The 20090-nt window shown below is 42.1% G+C and carries 15 protein-coding genes, 1 other RNA gene and 1 pseudogene; 7 read left to right on the top strand and 10 right to left on the bottom strand.

Going from position 1 to position 20090, the window contains the following annotated elements; all coding sequences use genetic code 11:
- Nucleotides 1-84 precede the first annotated feature (84 nt).
- Nucleotides 85-1173, bottom strand: coding sequence for a serine hydrolase (locus tag ACP69U_RS11780; protein ID WP_045451193.1), 1089 nt, complete (start codon nucleotides 1171-1173; stop codon nucleotides 85-87).
- Nucleotides 1174-1600: 427 nt separating this feature from the next.
- On the opposite strand from ACP69U_RS11780, the gene ACP69U_RS11775 reads away from it, so the two are divergent.
- The 3 genes from ACP69U_RS11775 to ACP69U_RS11765 all read left to right on the top strand — a co-directional run bounded on the left by ACP69U_RS11775 (nucleotide 1601) and on the right by ACP69U_RS11765 (nucleotide 6041).
- Nucleotides 1601-2236: a response regulator gene (locus tag ACP69U_RS11775; RefSeq protein ID WP_055123802.1), complete on the top strand. Its 636-nt coding sequence runs from the start codon at nucleotides 1601-1603 to the stop codon at nucleotides 2234-2236.
- A gap of 194 nt (nucleotides 2237-2430) precedes the next feature.
- Entirely contained in the window at nucleotides 2431-4224 is a 1794-nt protein-coding gene (locus ACP69U_RS11770; protein WP_314884840.1) for a sensor histidine kinase, read from the top strand.
- A gap of 101 nt (nucleotides 4225-4325) precedes the next feature.
- The gene (locus tag ACP69U_RS11765) at nucleotides 4326-6041 is read left to right on the top strand and encodes a sigma-54-dependent transcriptional regulator (protein WP_087815497.1); all 1716 of its coding nucleotides are present in this window, start codon (nucleotides 4326-4328) and stop codon (nucleotides 6039-6041) included.
- A gap of 75 nt (nucleotides 6042-6116) precedes the next feature.
- Here the strand turns inward: ACP69U_RS11765 and ACP69U_RS11760 are convergent, their stop codons facing one another.
- Nucleotides 6117-7619, bottom strand: a complete 1503-nt coding sequence (locus tag ACP69U_RS11760; protein ID WP_314884842.1) for a S41 family peptidase — start codon at nucleotides 7617-7619, stop codon at nucleotides 6117-6119.
- 353 nt (nucleotides 7620-7972) lie between these two features.
- Nucleotides 7973-9631: a 2,3-bisphosphoglycerate-independent phosphoglycerate mutase gene (gpmI, locus tag ACP69U_RS11755; protein ID WP_314884844.1), complete on the bottom strand. Its 1659-nt coding sequence runs from the start codon at nucleotides 9629-9631 to the stop codon at nucleotides 7973-7975.
- Nucleotides 9632-9892: 261 nt separating this feature from the next.
- Between gpmI and ssrS the strand changes: the two genes are divergently transcribed.
- A non-coding RNA gene (gene ssrS / locus ACP69U_RS11750) (6S RNA) lies at nucleotides 9893-10088 on the top strand.
- Nucleotides 10089-10228: 140 nt separating this feature from the next.
- Here the strand turns inward: ssrS and ACP69U_RS11745 are convergent.
- Together ACP69U_RS11745 and ACP69U_RS11740 are read right to left on the bottom strand one after the other, a co-directional pair.
- Nucleotides 10229-10828 (bottom strand): FxsA family protein, encoded by a 600-nt coding sequence (locus tag ACP69U_RS11745; RefSeq protein WP_314884845.1) that lies wholly within the window; start codon nucleotides 10826-10828, stop codon nucleotides 10229-10231.
- 254 nt (nucleotides 10829-11082) lie between these two features.
- Nucleotides 11083-11733, bottom strand: coding sequence for an IS1595 family transposase (locus ACP69U_RS11740; protein WP_314884847.1), 651 nt, complete (start codon nucleotides 11731-11733; stop codon nucleotides 11083-11085).
- Nucleotides 11734-11803: 70 nt separating this feature from the next.
- On the opposite strand from ACP69U_RS11740, the gene ruvC reads away from it, so the two are divergent.
- Nucleotides 11804-12388: a crossover junction endodeoxyribonuclease RuvC gene (ruvC, locus tag ACP69U_RS11735; protein WP_045446965.1), complete on the top strand. Its 585-nt coding sequence runs from the start codon at nucleotides 11804-11806 to the stop codon at nucleotides 12386-12388.
- Between the two features lie 130 nt (nucleotides 12389-12518).
- On the opposite strand, the gene ACP69U_RS11730 is transcribed toward ruvC, so the two are convergent.
- The 5 genes and pseudogenes from ACP69U_RS11730 to ACP69U_RS11710 all read right to left on the bottom strand — a co-directional run bounded on the left by ACP69U_RS11730 (nucleotide 12519) and on the right by ACP69U_RS11710 (nucleotide 18218).
- Entirely contained in the window at nucleotides 12519-13499 is a 981-nt protein-coding gene (locus ACP69U_RS11730) for an META domain-containing protein (protein WP_426138612.1), read from the bottom strand.
- Nucleotides 13500-13793: 294 nt separating this feature from the next.
- On the bottom strand, nucleotides 13794-14456 hold the full coding sequence (locus tag ACP69U_RS11725) for a glutathione S-transferase family protein (RefSeq protein ID WP_314884854.1): 663 nt from the start codon (nucleotides 14454-14456) through the stop codon (nucleotides 13794-13796).
- Nucleotides 14457-14691: 235 nt separating this feature from the next.
- Complete coding sequence (locus ACP69U_RS11720) at nucleotides 14692-15330, bottom strand: peroxiredoxin (RefSeq protein WP_060491528.1); 639 nt, start codon at nucleotides 15328-15330, stop codon at nucleotides 14692-14694.
- Between the two features lie 240 nt (nucleotides 15331-15570).
- Nucleotides 15571-16332, bottom strand: a pseudogene (locus tag ACP69U_RS11715) (phospholipase D family protein).
- A gap of 146 nt (nucleotides 16333-16478) precedes the next feature.
- Complete coding sequence (locus tag ACP69U_RS11710) at nucleotides 16479-18218, bottom strand: glutamine--tRNA ligase/YqeY domain fusion protein (RefSeq protein WP_314884855.1); 1740 nt, start codon at nucleotides 18216-18218, stop codon at nucleotides 16479-16481.
- 273 nt (nucleotides 18219-18491) lie between these two features.
- On the opposite strand from ACP69U_RS11710, the gene ACP69U_RS11705 reads away from it, so the two are divergent.
- Complete coding sequence (locus tag ACP69U_RS11705; protein WP_045446977.1) at nucleotides 18492-19007, top strand: peptidylprolyl isomerase; 516 nt, start codon at nucleotides 18492-18494, stop codon at nucleotides 19005-19007.
- Between the two features lie 115 nt (nucleotides 19008-19122).
- The gene (locus tag ACP69U_RS11700; RefSeq protein WP_426138611.1) at nucleotides 19123-20034 is read left to right on the top strand and encodes a UDP-2,3-diacylglucosamine diphosphatase; all 912 of its coding nucleotides are present in this window, start codon (nucleotides 19123-19125) and stop codon (nucleotides 20032-20034) included.
- The last annotated feature ends 56 nt before the right edge of the window (nucleotides 20035-20090 follow it).

The following is a 20090-nucleotide window of genomic DNA, read 5'->3' as shown; positions in this document are numbered from 1 at the left end:
ATTAAAGACACACCTTAAATTCAACACAATAAAAAGGCTGTTATATCGAATAACAGCCTTTTTATAAATGCTAAAACAGTAAAGTTATACCGTGCGGCGTGTCGCTAGACTGTTTAGAATATTTTTGGCATCACCCCAACGTGTGGCTGAGCTGTTCGCTCCTAAGATGACAATAATTGCTGGGCGGTTATTCACACGCGTTTCCATGACCACACAACGACCAGCTTCATTGATAAAACCTGTTTTTGAGATACCAATTGGATAATCACCGGCACGAACCAAGCTACTGGTGTTATTGGCTTTATAAGTACGGTTACCACTTGAGTAGTTAGAAACATAAAAGTCATAGCTCTTGGTAGTCGAGAAACGACGAATCACGTCATAGTTACCCGCCGCGCGAACCATTTTAACCAAGTCATTTGATGAAGCGACGTTGCGCTTATCAAGACCCGTTGGATCACCAAAGAAAGCCGTGGTCATACCCAGATCTTGAGCTTTACGATTCATGGCACGTATAAAGGCAGTATAGCCACCTGGATAATTACGCGCTAAACTCTTTGCTGCTGGATTTTCTGATTTCATCAGTGCCATCAGCAACATCTCAGCACGATTCAAACGATCGCCTGATTTAAGGTTAGAGCTGGCACGCTTAGGGCCGACGAAATCTTCTGGATCGAGTGTGAGTTCTTCACGCATATCGAGACCAGCATCCAATACGACCATAGCCGTCATCACTTTAGAGATACTGGCCATTGGGCGCGCAATGTCAGCATCTTTTTCATAAATAGATTCGCCCGTTTCAGCATCGATGACCGCGACACTACGCGAATCAGTGCTGATCGGTATCATGTTACTGCTACCAAATGAGCCACGATACGTTGTATTGTAGCTATTACTGCTATTGTAACTGTTATTACTACTACCGAAGCTATTGGCGTTGGTGATACTGGTCGTACCATTACCACTATCAACTTTCTTGATAGCTGAGCCTTTGGATTTATACATAATATTGCGTGCTTCAGACAAACTATCGGCACCGCCCCAACTCATGCGAGCACTAGAGCTAGTGTCGGCGCTACCATTAATAGTAAGTGCCGCTTGTGCAACACTGCCCAAACTCAATGAAATCATAGCAGCGATTAATTGCTGTTTGGTTAATGGTAGTTGCTTCATTATGCCTCCTGCTGTCACGATGCTGTTAATTAGAGAATCAGTTACATACTAACCAATAGCAACAACGTACGTAGCGTTTATGAATGGGTTTATAAGTACTCGTATAGAGTTTTTGTATTTTTAGTGTATCATGGTTTGCATTTAAGTTTAATGTATCAAGCTGATTTAATAATTTATTTTGGTGTAATTCAAATTTTACTACAACCACTTTATATTACAGAAACATTGACTCACATTTCAGCAATATATCTTAACTTTGAACACTGTAATTATTCGTTTTCTGTTATATTAAACAATGGTATCTATCTAAAAGATTAGCAATATTTTATTTTTTTCAAAAACTAAAAAAACGACTCTAATGATTTTATTTTTTGTCATTTAGCGTCAATAAAAGCCTTCATTCTGACACACAACAAAGAGTATCGTTATGATTAAAGTACTGGTAGTAGATGATCATGATTTGGTGAGAATGGGTATTAGCCGCATGTTGTCAGATAGTATCGATATCGAAGTAATCGGCGAAGCGGACAGCGGTGACATGGCCATAAAATTGGCCAAACAATTACGCCCTGATGTGGTTTTGCTTGATGTCAATATGCCTAATATTGGTGGGCTTGAAGCAACCAAACGCTTAATTCAGCTGGATATGGGTATCAAAATATTAGCCGTCAGTAGTATGTCAGCGCAGCCGTATCCTTCGATGCTTATCAAAGCGGGGGTCAATGGCTATATTACGAAGGGCACGCCGCTCGATGAGATGATTCGCGCTGTCAAAAAAATCTATCAAGGTGGTCGTTATTTTAGCCAAGATGTCGCTGAGCAACTGGCTGATGTTTTGCTGTCAGATAATGCCAACTCACCTTTTGACTTACTGAGTGATCGCGAAAAACAGGTGGCAATGATGGTCGTTAACTGTCAAAGCCCACAGCAAATCGCTGACCAACTATTTGTGAGTGTCAAAACCATCAACACTTACCGCTATCGTATTTATGAAAAAGTTGGGGTTGATAGCGATGTGAAGTTAACACATTTGGCCATTCGTCATGGTCTAATTCAGCCATAACTCATTAAGGCGTGTCCTCAGTTCAATTGATGGACATCTACATGGGCTGAAAATGGCTAAATTTTATCAAGTATCGTCAAATATCCTGATATTAATGACGATATTTTCCTTGTTTGATTGTAATTTATCTCATTTTATCTCTATTTTAAAATGAAGATACACCCTAGCAACTGTTCCCTTATTGCGGTCAATCTATGAAGCCTGCTACTAATATCGTCTCTGCTGTTACTCACTATTTGCATCGTGATGACACGCTATCTCTACCTCAATTGCGCAGGTTAGGGCTTATTTATAGCAGTTACCGCTTTGCTGTTAGTCTGTTTTCTCTACTGATGGTGTATATCACCGCTCACTCTGACAACAGCCTCTCTCTACCAAGCTTTTTACAACAAACAACGCTTAGCTTTTATTTCCTGCTTAGCCTTATTTTACTTGGCTTGTTTTATGTCGTTAATCAGCAAATGCGGCGGCAGTTAGCCTTTGGTTTAGTATTAGACGTCATTATATTAAGCTTATTGCTATATACAGCGGGTGCGCCTGATTTACAGTTGACCATGCTATATATGGTGGTGGTCGCAGCGAGTTTTATGTTGCTACACGGCTCGCAAGCCTTAATTATTACCCTACTCGCTATTATTTTTGTCATTTATCAGCAATTCTTTTATGCCATTGCCAATAGTATGAGCTTAGCAAATTTAGGGGATGCATTGCTCATGTCAGCCAGCTTTTTGGCGGTTGGTGGTTTGAGCTGGTCCATCTCACAGCGTTTGGTACAACTTGAAAAAGTAGCAGCGAGTCACGCTAAAGAAGTTGAACGATTAAACGTCATCAACCAAGAAGTCATCACGCAAATGGTCAATGGTGTCATCGTCATCGATAAAAAGCATATCGTTTTAGCAAACCTTGCCGCTCACCAATTACTCAGCCTTTCGCCCACCCCTTCCGCATCATTGCATAACACCTCTATTGATACAAAAGATACTCGAAACAATACTCGCAGTGCACTCTTATCTAACTTTCAGCAGCAGCTTGGTCAACAACATACGCAGCTATTTAAAGCCTGTTTGTCAGTAGCGGCAGGCCAATCACGCACCTTTATTTATGATTTGCCTGCAGTCGCAAACGCTTCCATATTCGGTAAACTGCGCGTACAAATTATTCCATTAAAAGATGACAGTAAACTGATAATGTTAGAGGACTTACGCCGCGAGCAAGCCAGTGCCCAACAATTGAAGCTGGCTTCTTTAGGGCAATTGACGGCGAGCATCGCCCATGAAGTAAGGAATCCTTTGGCAGCGATATCACAAGCCAGCCAATTATTAATGGAAGATATTCTAGAAGCCAGTGTAGAGGTCGATACAGCAGATAATACGATAACGACGAATATCTCAAATGACGATATGGCAGCGAATCATGAGCTTTATCAAATGATATTTTCACAAACAAAACGTGTGAATCGTATTATCGAAGATGTACTAAAATTGTCTCGCCAGCAAACCGCAAACCAGCAGGCGATTATATTGGCAGACTGGATGCCAACATTTTTAGAGAACTACTTTCAAGGACACGATGTTTTTCTACACGTAAAAACACAACCGACCATATCATTCGACACGCATCAACTAGAACAAGTCTTAATCAATTTGATTAACAATGGCTTGCGCTACAGTAGCTACGCCCACCCTCATGCCTATGTGGAAATCGAGATTTATTGTGCGGATAACGATGTTATAATTGATATCTTGGATGCTGGTCATGGGGTTAGCACCAAAGACTTAGAACATTTATTTAATCCTTTTTTTACGACAGACCAAGCAGGGACAGGCTTAGGACTGTATTTATCACAAGCTTTTTGTGAGGCCAACCAAACTCGCTTGCTTTATATTCCTGAACATGAGAAAACCTGTTTTCGCTTGATAGCACCTGCTATTGGTGCTGATACTCATGTAAATAAAACTGAACATAATGTTAATACCAGTATTTTATAAACATTAACGTTACCAACGTATTAACATTACATAGAATACTTTGCCATTAAGGCCTCTTGGTTTTTACCATTTTATAGCTATTGAATACGATGAGATGATGTATGACAACAACCGCGCTAGTCGTTGATGACGAAGTGGATCTGTGCCGATTGATGCAAATTACTTTGACCAAAATGGGCATTAAAAGTGATGTAGCATATACTCTGTCACAAGCAAGATCATACTGGCAAGACAATGATTACGATTTTTGCCTGACCGATTTAAAGCTGCCTGATGGGTCAGGACTAGAGTTGGTAAAAGAAATCAGTAATAGCTCTAGTACGCCCATTGCCGTGATTACTGCTCACGGCAGTATGGATCTCGCCATTGAGGCATTGAAACTTGGTGCTTTTGACTTTGTGAATAAACCTCTTGAGTTACCGCGCCTACGTCAACTGGTGGAAAATGCTTTAAAAGTTATTCATCAAGACAATGAAGCAAAAGCCACTGCCGAATGCTCACCTGAACAAAAACTGCTGGACAGTAGACTCATTGGTGATTCTGCAGTGATGCACCCACTGAAAAACACTATTTTAAAATTGGCACGCTCACAAGCACCTGTATTTTTGTCAGGCGCTTCGGGTACTGGTAAAGAAGTGGTTGCCCGATTGATTCATGATTTAAGTCCACGCCGTGATGGTAGCTTTGTACCAGTAAACTGTGGCGCAATACCATCAGAGCTAATGGAGTCAGAGTTCTTTGGTCATAAAAAAGGCAGCTTTACAGGAGCTGTCGCTGACAAACAAGGGCTGTTTCAGCAAGCAAATGGCGGCACGTTATTTTTAGACGAAGTGGCAGACTTGCCTCTAGCCATGCAGGTAAAACTACTGCGCGCCATTCAAGAAAAAACGGTGAGAGCCATTGGTGATACCAAAGAGGTTCCCGTAGATATTCGTATCTTGTCCGCCACCCACAAAAACTTAAACCAATTGGTACAAGACGGTGCGTTTCGACAAGATTTGTACTACCGTATCAATGTGATTGAGTTAAAACTGCCGACGCTCAATGCACGTCGTGATGATATCCCTGTATTAGCCAAGCACTTTTTAGCATTAATTGCTGATGAATGGCAGTTAGAGAATCCACCGATACTCACCATTGAGGCATGCGAACGTTTGCAAGATCATAACTTTGCGGGCAACGTTCGTGAACTTCGTAACGTCCTTGAACGTGCAGTAACCCTAGCAGAGACACCGCACATTGACATCAGCCACTTGGGTTTGCCTGATATTGATATAACCCATCACCGCACAGTCTCTCAAGATCAGAAGAGTGAGCCAGCGGTTGTCAATAATACTCAACATTCTGAGCGTCAAACAAACAACCAAATGATCGCTCAATCGATAGAAAATAGAGAAAAAGTCATTCAATCTATGGATGAGACAATAGCGCCACAGGTCAAGCAAGTGACGACCAACTTGCACCCTTATCGTACTAACGCTCAGCACTACCCTTCTATGATACAGCGTTCAGAAAGCCATCATGCAGAAAACCCAAACCATACGGCCCGTCATAATCATGAAGAATCTGTCACCCATCGATCTATTCTGCAAGGAAGTGATGAAAAAGCAATTCTAAGCAAATTAGAGGATGGTCAGTTACCCTCTCAAGGGTTAGAACACTACCTACAAGAACAAGAAAAACAGTTGATTATTACCGCGCTAAAACAAACGGCTTGGAATAAAACGCAAGCAGCTGAACTATTAGGCACCACTTTTCGCTCGTTACGCTATCGCATGAAAAAACTAGAGATAGCTGAGGATCAATTTGAGCCATAGCATTCGCCATTTTTGAATAATGACAAATGATATTTTAACGTTAATACATCGTGATAGCCTGTCTTTAAGTGAGCCTTACTGAACCCTATTGCCTGCCACCGCTTGATCAACTTTGGCAGGTTTTCGGACAAAACGAATACCCGAATCAAGTGCTTTTGTTTTTAGTAAAGCAAGCGCTTGCTGCTCCCATGTACTTTCACTTCCTGACAAGGTCATATCAGGCTCTACCCCGATTCCATCGATCTTATTGCCTGACGCTGTCATATAGTTAGCGACGGTGAGTTTGACAGCCTGCTCATCATTCAGTGGGATGACCGACTGTACAGACCCTTTACCATAGCTAATTTCACCAACGATTGTGGCACGTTTTTGTGCTTGTAAGCTACTGGCCAGCACCTCTGCCGCTGACGCAGAATAGCGATTTTGCAGCACCACCACTGGCAACGACTCAAGTATCGCCAGACCTTGAGTGGATAGCGTACGCGTATCACTTTGACGACCCTTTACTTGTACCACATCAGTGTCGCTCATAAACAAACTGGCTACACTCACCGCCGACGTTAGCACCCCACCTGGATTATCACGCATATCTAGCAAGATACCTGTAATAGGTGCGTCTAGATCTATCAAGCCTTCCAATAGTTTTTCACGGCTATTATTTTGAAAGGCAGGTAACTTGATAACAGCGATACCGTCAATGAGACTTGCCTCGACCGTTTGAGGGTGGCTGTTATTACGCTGCAAGGTCGTGGTATGTTTGCGGCGACCAGCTTTTGAGGTGACAACATCTACTTGCGTACCCGCAATCCCTGTCAAAAGTTGCTCGATATCGTTACTTTCTTTATCTTCATCAAGCTTGAAATCACCGACTTGATGTAAATAATCGCCAACTGCAATGCCCTTTTTATCTGCAGGCGATGCATCAATAACCTCTGTAATCACCCAGTAGCCATCTGTAGGCTGATAATTGACTTTAATACCGACGTCACCCACATCACCTTCGGTAAAGGCACGCAAGTTTTCATAAGCCTCAGCATCTAAAAATTCAGCATGACTATCTAGCTTAGTCAACATACCACTCAACGCATTATTGAACAGCTCTTCATCATTGACCGCATCTACATATTCACGGCGTACCAAATCCACTACCGCAACAAACGTCTTGAGCGTTTCTGGAGAAATGGCATTCAATGATACTTGCGCAACCTCAGGTGGAATACTGACATCGATCTCATTCGTGTCATCGGTCAAGGCACTCTCATCTGCGACACTGTCTATCGAATCGTCAACTTGGTCGGCCGACTCAAGCATATCAGCGACATCTGATAAATTATTAGTGTCATCTTCTATGGCTATCTCATCGTTATTTAAGCTAATCAGTTGTAGACTGGCGGTGGGATTATTGATGGTCGCATTAGCTGGTGACCTCGCTGCTTGTGCGTACATACTAGCAGTGCTGAGCCCAAGCAGACCTATCATCAATGCAGGTTTAAACATAGTCGGCGCAGTGAATACCTTCATTGCTTGTTTGCCCAATCGCTTCGTCACTGGTAAGCGCATAAAATAAATAGAACGCATAAGAGAACTCGTTTAATAATAGAATTATTTTTATAGATATATGGATGAATATTTATCTCATAAGATAGCACCAAGAGCCAGTCTAAGACTAGGAGAGTATTGCAAGTAACATTTACGATAACTGATATGATTTCATCAAATGATGAGTAGCGGTGTCAAGTTTGTTTAGCAGGCGAAATATCATGCTGGCCCTTATTTTTCTCACTATCCAAACATTTAAAGATAAATAAAGTCAGTCAAATATCTCTTAAAAAACAGATCAAAAAAAGGAGAGACAATCAATATCTCTCCTCCTTTCTATTACTTCTAACAACACTAGTAAGTTGTCAATATAATAGTATTAAGTGCCTGACTTACAACGCTGGAACCAGTAAGCTTTCGCCCGTCATTTCAGCAGGCTGCTCAATATCCATCAGCGCCAAAATAGTCGGTGCGACATCGCTCAACTTACCACGACTACGTACTTGTAAGTTTTTTTCACCCACGTAAATGAGCGGTACATGCTCAGTGGTATGTTGAGTATGTACTTGACCGCTTTCGTAATCTTGCATCTGCTCACAGTTGCCATGATCTGCCGTGATAAGCATATCACCGCCAGCAGCGCGTACCGCTGACTCAATACGGCCAACACAGACATCTAGTGCCTCTACTGCTTTTACAGCCGCATCAAAAATTCCCGTATGACCTACCATATCACCATTGGCATAGTTGACAATTAACACGTCATATTTGCCTGATTCAATGGCAGCCACTAATTTATCGGTCACTTCAGGCGCACTCATCTCTGGTTTCAGATCATAAGTCGCCACATCTGGAGAGGGTACGAGAATACGTGTCTCGCCCTCATACTCTTCTTCACGACCACCGCTAAAGAAAAACGTCACATGCGCGTATTTTTCGGTTTCAGCGATACGCAGCTGAGTTTTACCATTGTCTTGCAAATATTCGCCAAGTGTATTGGTCAACGACGTGGGATAATAAGCAACGCTAGTTTTGGGATTGTCTGCTAAAACGTCAGAATATTTGGTCAGCATCACAAATGCCGCAAGTTTTGGCTGCTTATTGCGGGCAAACCCTGAAAACTCATGATCTGGCAAGACAAAAGCTTGCGCCAGCTCACGGGCACGGTCAGCACGGAAGTTCATAAAAATAAGCGCGTCATTGTCATCAACGGTATAAGGCACTTCATCACGGCCAATGACTACGGTCGGGTTAATAAATTCATCGGTTTCGCGTGCCTTATAAGCAGCTTGTACTGCGCCATCTGCACGCGTAGACAGACGATCGGCTTTACCTTCAGTGATAAGCTCATAGGCTTTTTGCACGCGATCCCAGCGATTGTCACGATCCATTGCATAATAGCGCCCAATGATACTGGCAATCTGTACGCGGCCGCCTTCATAATGAGCATTAAGCTTATTGATATGATCCCGCAGACGATTAATATACTTATCTGCTGATTTAGGTGGGGTGTCGCGTCCGTCTAAAAAACAATGTACAAAGACATTTTTGGCGCCGTGCACTAACGCCGAGTGGCACATTGCTTCGATGTGATCTTGATGCGAATGTACACCACCATCTGACAGCAAACCCATGATATGGACGTTACCACCCAACTCGTTCGCGGCTTTAACCGCCTTGACTAAGGCTTCGTTTTTATAAAACTCACGATTGGCTACTTCACTTGAGATACGAGTCGAATCTTGATACAGAACGCGACCCGCACCTAAGTTCATGTGCCCAACTTCTGAATTGCCAAACTGCCCATCTGGCAAACCAACATCTTCTCCAGAAGCAGATATCAATCCATGCGGATATTGCTGATAAATCCTATCCAGATTTGGCATATTGGCGGCAGCAATCGCATTATCCTTATCGTCTTCACGATGCCCAAAACCATCTAATATCATTAAGACATGCGGCACTTTTTTATTTTGATCGCCATCCTGCTTACTATTGAGCTGAGCCTGATTATCATCGATAAATGCTGATTGTTGCTGGGTATTGGTCATGGATTACCGCTCCTCAAGTGAATGAACGCCTATAATGCTATATTAGGATGTTTAAAGCCCTCTATATTAACACACATCTTAAAATAGCTGAAAAATCGTCATTTTACGCCCACTCTTAAGCGTTCAAAGCATACTTATTTAAGGCACATTTATACAGTAGAAAAGGCAGTTAAAACTTAATAGCAATAATGCCACTCTCTAAATCTACGTATCAATCTGTAAATCATACTTGCAATCATTCAAACCATTCGTTAATATAATTATATTCTGAAGTGTTGGCTAGTAGATGTTTATTCCCTGAGCCGATAATGCTTTACCAGGATGTGGTACCTATTGCTTCATTGTGTATGCCTGCACCGCTTGCGGTGTATCAGGAAACCTGCAGAGGCAGTGACGCATCCGCCCTGAACTTCACGGTTCATGGGTCACCATCTTACAGCGGCACTTCGGTTGTTCTATTCAGTTAATTATTATTTTATTTATATTTGGTAGGTTTACTTATAATCTACCATTTCATAAAGACTTAGTAGTAGCCATTAAAAAGCCCCTTTTATCATTGATGAAAGGGGCTTTTCTTATGCTTGCCTATTAATTTAACTATTCGTCATTAGCAGATTTGGTGATTTTTTTCACATCCTTGGGAATGGTTTTTGCTGTCCCATCAATCGTTGTATGCTGTTTAAACCCATCACCGAACGGATTTTGATTATTCATACCACCTGCGCCACCGAATGGGTTTTGACCGCCCATGCCACCAAACGGATTTTGTCCACCGCCCATCTGTCCACCCATTTGCTTCGCCATCATTTCCATCATTTTTTGCTGATTATTCATGACATAATTATTAGCAAAGTCTTTGAGCTTCTTTTGCACGGGTGGCAATATCACCAATAATGCGAGCAAATCGCTCAGCACACCTGGAATGAGTAGCAAAATACCAGCCGCTGCCATGGCCACACTTTTCATCATGGTTGATTCTTGCGGACGCATTGATGGATTCATCATGCCACCTGCTTTCATCTGCTGTGCCATTGGATTGAGGGCAGCCATCCCTTTACGCAAGAGGGAGATACCAATGACTGCGGCGATAATAAACCACATAAATACCCACCAACCACTCATAAACTGAGCAAGCAAATACCAAAGTAGCATTTCGATAATAAACCAAACAATGGCAATACCAACTATCTGACCCATAAAGTGTCGTCCTATAAAATAAAAACCAATAAATTGAGCGCCATGCAAATTAAGATGGCTAACATATGATGTATATGGGGATTGATTGCTATACTATCAAACTTAAGGCTGATTTTTAAGCCATATAGTCGGTACAATATAATTTGGATACAAGGAAGATGAGTAAAAGTACTACGAGTAGTAGGCTGAGCGAGTCTGACACCGTATCCAATTTATATAGTATTGAATATAAAATAAGGGGCTGTCCTAGATAACTAGTTCAGTTCCTGTTTAACCCATTGTTTTAGCTGGTGTAATTGACGTTTTGGATCACTGTAGTTAAAACGCCACTCACATTTCTTTAAAAACAGATGGAAATGCTCTTTTGGGATGCCATTATATTTACGCATATGTCGCTTGGCTTGGCTCCAAAAGTTCTCTATTCCGTTGATATGGTTTATGTCTTGTACAAACTCTTTTGAATGATTGATACGGTAATGGGTAAACTCACTGACATCAAGGGCGTTGTAACTTCTAAAGGAGTCAGTGTAAACAATACTATCAGGCTTTACTTTCTCTCTTATAATAAGGATTAAGGTATCGGCTCTGGTATTAGGGATAATACATGCGTAGACGCTACCATTACGCTGAAGCAGTCCAAACACAGGCACGTTGTTACCAGCACCGCGACCACGTTTGCCTTCGCGCCCGCCGCCAAAGTAGCTCTCATCGACTTCTATTTCGCCTTCTAGAAGGCCAGGTTCCTGACTATTTTCATAAATCAGTAGTCTTAGCCTGTGAAAGTAATAGCTGGCTGTTGTTGTATTAACACCCACTAAGCTTGATGCTGTTCTTGCGGTAGAACCTGCAACAAATAGTTCAATGAGTCTGGTTTGTTTGTACCAACTTAATCTGCTCTTTCTCATATGACTATCCTAGATTATTTTACTTATCTAGGACAGCCCCTAAAATAAAATATAAGCAAGATGGAATATTATGGCAATTATTATTGGAATTGATCCTGGTTCGCGCATGACCGGTTATGGCATCGTGCAGCAAACGGGCGATAAGCTCACCTATATAGACGCAGGCACTATTCGTACAGACACCAAAGAGATGCCTGAACGTCTAAAGCGAATTTTTAATGGCTTGACCCGTATTACCCAGCATCATTTGAAATATGCTGATGAGCCTATCTATACGGCTATTGAGCAAGTGTTTATGGCAGAAAACCCTGACTCAGCGTTGAAACTTGGGCAAGCGCGAGGTGCTGCTATTGCCGCCATGGTTGCTCTAGATTTAGAAGTATCGGAATATACCGCTCGCCAGATTAAGCAAGCCGTTTGCGGTTATGGCGCAGCGGCAAAAGAGCAAGTGCAAGAGATGGTCTGCCGCATACTATCTTTGGATGTCGTGCCACAGCAAGATGCCGCCGATGGTCTTGCCTGCGCCATCTGTCATGCGCATTCAAGCCATTCCATGAATAAATTAATATTAAACAGTGCCATGCGTGGGCGCGGTGCGTCTAAGAAAAAAGGTCGTTGGCGTTTGACAGAAGAAGATCTGGGAAACTTGCGTTAAGAACGCTTATAAAACAAGCATAAAAAAACACGCGTCTAAATGGCGCGTGTTTTTCGAACTGTCTAAGTTATTTACACTATCGTTTTGCTATAAAATCGCTTTACTATAAAAATGCAACGGCTTAAACCGACTACTCTGCGACGGCACTTTCAATCACTGCATCCAACACATAAGCATATTCTTCACCTTCTGTACTATTGCTATCGTCACTGTCTAATGGGTAGCGCTGTAGACGTAATACTTCATCGTGCATGCCATCATGCTGATAGCCATCGATTTCACCCGTAAAGACTGCCCACTTGCCTTCGCTCGTTTTAATACCTTGGTCATCATAGGTAATGGGTTTCACTTGTAGACACATCTCTGAGCCATTATCGGTGCAAGGTATCATTTTCGAGCTTACTGCCCAAAATACGGTCTCGCCTTTACTATTATACTTGGCTTGTGAGGTAAGCCTACCTTCCCAAATCAACGTTGCTCCATCACTGGTGACTTGGGTTAATATGGGCTTATCACCCTTGAGACTATCATCCTGAGAGTTGTTGTCTTTAGCGTCGCCATCTTTAGTACTGTTAGCTTTCATTAATGTTAACTGGCTTTCACTTTGCATCAGCTGACTTAAACTATTTTCAGCCTTATCAAGCTCACCACAAGACATTTTCGTACTCATACCCTCTTCAATAGTCAAAGTATGACCTTGCAATTGGTAGCCGGCGCTCATGGTATTACAGCCAACACTATAACTTAACGTATTCTCACCTTGGTATTGATTAAAAGACAAACGCACTTGGTCTTTAATATCCGTCAGCATGTTTAATGGCTGTGCGCCTTTGTCCATTACAGACAGCAATGTCCAACGATAACGTGAAAGATTGGCAATCATTTTCTCTTCATCGCTCATCTTATCCATCTGAGTATCATCCGTTACTGCATCAGCGTTCATCTCTATGCCATCACCATTTATTGCATCAGCGCTTGTCTGAGTGCCTTCTTGTACGTCACTTTCATTGGGCAGAGAGGCATCTTGGCAGGCACTTAAAAAAACACTTAGTGCCAACAAACTTGGTAGTAAAGTGAATCGAATTGGCCGTTTTTTAACAGATGAGGTCATAGCAGTCATACCTTGTGGTTATCCCTTTTTTAAGTCAAAGTATTTAAAAAATCAGGTTAAATATTTAACAATAAGGGGCTGATGATATCCACTTAATTAAAGCGTCACAATTCACCACTATAGCGCCGTTGATTACCATGGTTGTAACAAAGTGTTTATTTTTATGGATTCATCGTAACTGCTATTTTAATATTTAAAAGTACCATAAAAAATCAATGGTCTCAGATAATTGGAAATTTCATCAATTATTCAAGACCATCAATGATGTCACCTTTTTAATTTTTCGCGCTAGTCTTACTCGTTTGTATGAGAAATTTTGGCTTTTGCCATATTTTTAATACTGAAACGCTCATTCATCATTTGATAAAAACGCGCAAGATTTTCGCCCTGCTCATTCGGATTTACGTTCAGGACTTTACCAAAATCCAAACCGAGATATAGGACGATATCAGCAAAGCTTAATTGTTCACCGACCAAATACTCACGACCTTCTAAAATATTTTCAAAATAAGCAAGGGCTTTAACAGCCCGTGCAACAGATGGCGCGACAAACTCTGGGACTTGCTCAACGCGTTGGGCTTTGGACGGATGGCTGTGCTGAAAAGCCAGCATAAAGTTATATAATACCTCAAACTCAGCAATGCGGCGCATAGCGCACACTTGCGCACGTTGTATTACATCATTACCCATCACCGAACGCTCACCATAGACACGGTCGAGATACTCACATACAGCCTGTGAATCATTGAGTACTGTGCCATCACCTAGTATGAGAACTGGCACGGTCTGCATTGGATTTATTTTGGTGAACTCGTCTGACATTTGCTCATTGGCAGCAAAATCAATGTCAATCACGTCAACGTCATCCATATCATCGACATCGATGCCTTTTGATGCTAACAAAATAAGGGCTTTACGTGGATTGGGCGCGGTACGGGTGACGTATAGTTTTTTCATGGCAAATTCCTTGTAAGATTAGACAAAAAGCGACTCAACGCTATCTGGTTTTATTATGGTTGTTACGCTGTTGATGATAGATAAAGACTTACCATCCTTTATACAACAGTTATATCCTACTCTGCTCATCATAGCAAAGCCTTATTAGGCTTGCTTTTTTGATCAGAGACTCAACAACAAAAAGCCCCACAACGTTACGTCATGAGGCTTCATTGCATTCATCCAATCATACTACTTATTTATTGGGTGCAGGCGTAGTACGTAAATAAGGCTTAATTTCTGTATAACCTTTAGGGTATTTAGCCGCGATATCTTCGTTTTTGACACTTGGTGGAATGATGACATCATCACCATCTTTCCAGTCAACTGGCGTCGCAATGTTATATTCATCAGACAGTTGCAGAGCATCAATGACACGGATAATCTCGTCAAAATTACGACCACAGCTCGCAGGATAAGTCAGCGTTAAGCGTATTTTTTTATTTGGATCAATAATGAAGACACTGCGTACCGTATGCGTGCTATCTGCATTTGGATGCATCATGTCATATAGCTCAGCGACTTCTTTGTTCGGATCAGCAATGATTGGAAAATTTAGCTCAGTACCTTGCGTCTCACCAATGTCTTTTGCCCACGCATGATGGTCATCGATACCATCAACAGAGATACAGATTGGCTTGACACCACGCTTTTGAAATTCGCCATTCAGTGCCGCAGCACGGCCAAGCTCAGTCGTGCATACTGGCGTAAAATCAGCTGGATGAGAGAAAAAAACGACCCAATTATCGCCTGCCCAATCGTGGAAATTGATATTACCCTCTGTGGTTGCAGCGTCAAAATTCGGTGCGGTATCGCCTAAACGTAAATGTGCCATGCTTAATTCCTTAGCTATGTTAGTGATGAGCACTAATATCCAAAGATATTCGCGTGCTCTATTATTATCAACGTACTTTTTATTATCAACGTGCCCTGTCAGATATTACACAATAACTCAAAGCACGTCAGCAAAAATTCTATTTTATCTTAGCAAACTGGTTATGACTGTCTTATGAAGGATTGTAATGCGGTTATTCTGTTTATTACTAGGTAACTTAGCATAGACTTAACGAATGAATCAAATCACCATTCCAGAATCCCATAAACAAAAATCACCGAATTTACCTTTTTTACTGATACCACCTGCTGCACGCCCAGCATCTGTTAATGTAAGCTCACCTTCTTGCTCTTGTAAATAGCCCGCTGCAAGTAACTTATCATTTAACTCTTGGGTCTTAAAACCCAGCTCTTTGGCAAGCTTCGCCGTCGTTAATTTAGAGTAATTAGGCGTTGCCACTTCTGTAGCAGTAGGTGCGACCGTTGTATTAGCATTATTGCTGGGCATTGTATGACTGGCAGTAGCAGTATTATCAGTCCTACCATCAGATTCCGTCACTTTTTCAAGCGACATGCGCACTTCATCGCTGATACGAATAATGCGCTGTGCCTCCTCATAAGTATCGGCATAAAGCTTGGCATCTTCATTACGTTAAATCAGCACGCCCATTTCATTATTATTGACTTGGCTAAATTCATAAAGGTTCAAACTGGTAATAATGCATTCGTTTTCATTCAGATAACACTTCGCATGCAAATTTTTGCAAAAGCTGGTGCGAATAAAAGTCAGGTTTTTGAGCCAGTTTATTTCTTCTGGGTGCAAATCATTCTTGCCATAAACGATTCTAATATCAATTTTGAGACGATTACGATCTTCTAATAGCTCTTTAATACGCTCATTCAGCTTTAAATAGGGACTGATGATAATCAACCTATCAGACGCATTTTTAATCAATTCTTCTAAATGGTAAGTCGTGCCACTGCTGTTTAAAAATTTTGCCATTATTATTTCCTCAAATCTTACGATCAATCACTTTATAATCATGCACAAAAAAGCCCATCCCTAGCGTACTAGAAATGGGCAAGCTTGCAAACTACTATTGTTCAGTAGTTTTTCGAATAAGCGCTAATGCCGCTGATAGTGTTACATTAAGCTGGCTTATAGCTGTCACGCAAGCTCACGATTTGGTTGAATATCGGTTTATCAGTGCTGTGGTCTTCGCTATCAGAGATAAAGTAACCTTCACGCTCAAACTGGAAGCGTGTGCCAGCATCCGCATTTGCCAATGACGGTTCAACTACAGCATTGAGTTCAGTCAACGAGTCAGGATTTAATGCTTGATGGACGTCAGCAACGCTACTCGGGTCTTCGACACTAAATAGCTGCTCGTACATGCGCACCGTCGCTGGGACGCCTTGACTGGCGGATACCCAATGAATCACGCCTTTAACCTTACGACCTTCAGGATTTTGACCCAAAGTCGCCGGATCAATCGTCGCTTTTAGTTCAACGACATTACCTGCGTCATCTAGTACATGTTCGGTCACTGCCAACACATAGGTGTTACGCAGACGAATTTCTGGCTTTTCTGGTGATAGACGCTTATAACCTGCTGGCGGTTCAATCTCATAGTCGCCTTGGTCAATATAAATGGTTTCGGTAAACGGAATCTCACGCTCGCCCATATCGACATTTGGATGGTTTGGCTGCGTCAGCCATAAAGTCTGTGCGTCTTCATCCCAGCGTGCATTGACGCTATCGGCTTTTTGCGACTCCCAACTGCTAACCGCATCGCTAAAGTTAGTAATGGTCACTTTTAATGGCTTAAGTACCGCCATACCACGACCTGTGGTCGTCTCTAATGATTGGCGAATACTAAATTCTAATAAGCGAAAGTCGACGACGCTGTCTACTTTGGTTACACCAACACGCTCACAGAAATCACGTAAACCCTCTGGTGTATAACCACGGCGACGCATGCCAGCGATCGTCGGCATACGCGGATCATCCCAACCACTAACGATATTTTCGTCAACCAACTGTTTAAGCTTACGCTTGCTGGTCAAGGTATGATCGACATTTAAGCGGCTAAATTCATACTGGTGCGGTGGTACATCAAAGCCAATTTTGTCAATGACCCAATCATAAAATGGACGATGATCTTCAAACTCCAGCGTACACAATGAATGGGTAATGCCTTCGAGTGCATCAGAGAGCGGATGGGCAAAATCATACATCGGATAAATGCACCATTTATCACCCGTTTGGTGATGCGCTTGATGCATGACGCGATAGATGACAGGGTCACGCATATTCATGTTTGGGCTTGCCATATCAATCTTGGCGCGCAACACCGCTTTACCTTCCGCAAACTTGCCTTCTTTCATGTCATTAAAGAGGGTCAAGTTTTCTTCAACACTGGCAGAACGATGTGGTGACGCCGTGCCTGCCTCATTGAATGAGCCTCGGTTTTCTTTAATTTGCTCAGGCGATTGCAAATCTACATAAGCGTCGCCTTGTTTGATAAGCTGAATCGCCCAAGCATGAAGTTGGTCAAAGTAGCCTGACGCATGGTGCGCCTCTCCTGCCCACTCAAATCCAAGCCATTTGACATCATTTTCGATATTGTCGATGAAGTCTTGCTTTTCTGCGGTTGGATTGGTGTCATCAAAACGTAGGTTACAAACACCACCAAACTCTTCGGCCACGCCAAAGTTTAAGCAGATAGATTTTACATGCCCCAAGTGCAAGTAACCGTTTGGCTCTGGCGGAAAACGCGTCACGATTTGTGGGTATTTTTGTGCCTTTACATCATCACGAATGATATTGCGAATAAAATCGTTTTTTTGTTCGTCTTTTTGTGCATTGTTGCTTGAGTGCTCACTCATCGGGCATTGCTCCTAACGCAAATTGTCAGTTCATGCTACGTGCCATCACGCAGCATGGAAAATTCAAACCAAATCATTAAAAACAAGTTATTAAAAATGATAATAAAAAGCTAAAGTTGCGTTATTCTATCAGCTTTTGCGAACGCATTAACAGCCTGATACATGACACGAGATAAAAAAGCCGTTAGACTAGCCATAACTTTTTAACCACCAACTTTTTAGCCACCACTTAACAGCGTCATTTTAGGCGTTGCAATCAAAGAGGAATATCACATGGTAGACATGCCACCAGTAGTAGAACTAGACACCAATATGGGTGCGATCGTTATCGAACTCAATGAAGAAAAAGCACCAAAAACCGTTGAAAACTTTTTAAACTATGTAAAATCTGGTCATTATGACGGTACGATTTTCCATCGCATCATTGACGGATTTATGATTCAAGGCGGCGGAATGGACGCTGAAATGAATGAAAAAGCGACCAATGCACCAGTTGAAAACGAAGCAGACAACGGTCTAAAAAACGACGCTGGTACGATTGCGATGGCGCGTACGCAAGATCCGCATTCAGCAACCAGCCAGTTTTTCGTTAACGTAAAAGACAACGATTTCCTAAACCATTCTGGCAAAAACATGCAAGGTTGGGGCTACACCGTATTTGGAAAAGTAACAAGCGGTATGGACGTCATCGAAAAAATGCGCGGCGTACCTACTGGTCGTTTCGGCATGCATGCTGATGTGCCAAAAGAGCCAGTAGTTATCAACTCAGCGACTATTATTACTAAGTAACTGCTACTAAATAACTGTCTCTCAGTAATCATTCTTCAATAGTTATTACTCAGTAGCGATGAGTCTGTAAAAGCTTATGAGTCGTTGCTGTTTAAAATTACGAGGATAAGGATAAATGCAAAGTTTTGACCACCTAATTACCACCCGCCCTCATGAGGTGCGGCAAGTATTGATTAGCGATTTGCATTTATCGCCTGAAGAGCCTGCCTTAGTGCAGGCTTTTTTGGCGCTGCTTGATGATTGCCTTGCTCTGCCTGCGCTCAAACGCTTGTTTATCTTAGGTGATTGGTTTGAGGTCTGGCTCGGTGATGATTTTTATTTGTCTTTATCCGACGAGGAACGACAAAGTCATTGGCTCACCCCACTTATCGTTAAGTTAAAAAAGCTACGGGTAGCTGGCTGTGAGATTTTGGTCATGCATGGCAACCGTGATTTTTTGTTAGGTCAGCCATTCTGCAGTCTATTTGGTGGCGAGCTTATTTATGAGCCGTATACTTTAACTGTCGGTCAGCAAAATTATCGTCTAGAGCACGGTGATGCCTTGTGTACTGATGATAAAAAGTATCAGTTTTTTCGCAAAATCATGCGTAATCGTTTGACTCAGTGGTATTTGCTCAATAAATCGTTAGAGAAACGCTTGGCAATCGCCGATAAAATGCGCCAAAAAAGCCAGCAGAATAATGCCAATAAAGCGGCGTATATCATGGATGTCAATGAAGATGCTGTGATACAAGCAGTGGCTGGTAGTGATGCTATACTACATGGTCATACCCATCGTCCAGCTATTCATCACGCGACTCATGATAAAAAACGCTACGTGCTCGGCGACTGGAGATTATTAGATAAAGATATTCGCCAGCCAAAAGTAAGTGCGGTGATTGGCGCAGTCACAGGCGACGAGCACTCAAATGACAGTTTTAATAGTAATGCTGCTGAATTTAGATTGATTGAATTTAAATCGCTCATTAGACCTCTTGCAAAAGTAGCAGAGGGTTTTACAATAACTAATACATTCACAACTAGCTAAGAACCATGCCAAACATAGATAAGCTACTCGAACAAAATAACGCAGGCTTCAAACGC

It is taken from the genome of Psychrobacter sp. TWR1-1-1, assembly GCF_049895865.1.
In the GTDB taxonomy this organism is placed as follows: Bacteria; Pseudomonadota; Gammaproteobacteria; order Pseudomonadales; family Moraxellaceae; genus Psychrobacter; species Psychrobacter immobilis_A.
The sequence above is the reverse complement of the archived record's forward strand: the minus strand, read 5'-3'. Positions and strand labels throughout refer to the sequence as shown.

Bases quoted from the DNA above. Each gene is read 5' to 3' on its own strand.
- ACP69U_RS11780 (WP_045451193.1), bottom strand. From the start codon at position 1,173: ATGAAGCAACTACCATTAACCAAACAGCAATTAATCGCTGCTATGATT.
- ACP69U_RS11775 (WP_055123802.1), top strand. From the start codon at position 1,601: ATGATTAAAGTACTGGTAGTAGATGATCATGATTTGGTGAGAATGGGT.
- ACP69U_RS11770 (WP_314884840.1), top strand. From the start codon at position 2,431: ATGAAGCCTGCTACTAATATCGTCTCTGCTGTTACTCACTATTTGCAT.
- ACP69U_RS11765 (WP_087815497.1), top strand. From the start codon at position 4,326: ATGACAACAACCGCGCTAGTCGTTGATGACGAAGTGGATCTGTGCCGA.
- ACP69U_RS11760 (WP_314884842.1), bottom strand. From the start codon at position 7,619: ATGCGTTCTATTTATTTTATGCGCTTACCAGTGACGAAGCGATTGGGC.
- gpmI (WP_314884844.1), bottom strand. From the start codon at position 9,631: ATGACCAATACCCAGCAACAATCAGCATTTATCGATGATAATCAGGCT.
- ACP69U_RS11745 (WP_314884845.1), bottom strand. From the start codon at position 10,828: ATGGGTCAGATAGTTGGTATTGCCATTGTTTGGTTTATTATCGAAATG.
- ACP69U_RS11740 (WP_314884847.1), bottom strand. From the start codon at position 11,733: ATGAGAAAGAGCAGATTAAGTTGGTACAAACAAACCAGACTCATTGAA.
- ruvC (WP_045446965.1), top strand. From the start codon at position 11,804: ATGGCAATTATTATTGGAATTGATCCTGGTTCGCGCATGACCGGTTAT.
- ACP69U_RS11730 (WP_426138612.1), bottom strand. From the start codon at position 13,499: ATGACCTCATCTGTTAAAAAACGGCCAATTCGATTCACTTTACTACCA.
- ACP69U_RS11725 (WP_314884854.1), bottom strand. From the start codon at position 14,456: ATGAAAAAACTATACGTCACCCGTACCGCGCCCAATCCACGTAAAGCC.
- ACP69U_RS11720 (WP_060491528.1), bottom strand. From the start codon at position 15,330: ATGGCACATTTACGTTTAGGCGATACCGCACCGAATTTTGACGCTGCA.
- ACP69U_RS11710 (WP_314884855.1), bottom strand. From the start codon at position 18,218: ATGAGTGAGCACTCAAGCAACAATGCACAAAAAGACGAACAAAAAAAC.
- ACP69U_RS11705 (WP_045446977.1), top strand. From the start codon at position 18,492: ATGGTAGACATGCCACCAGTAGTAGAACTAGACACCAATATGGGTGCG.
- ACP69U_RS11700 (WP_426138611.1), top strand. From the start codon at position 19,123: ATGCAAAGTTTTGACCACCTAATTACCACCCGCCCTCATGAGGTGCGG.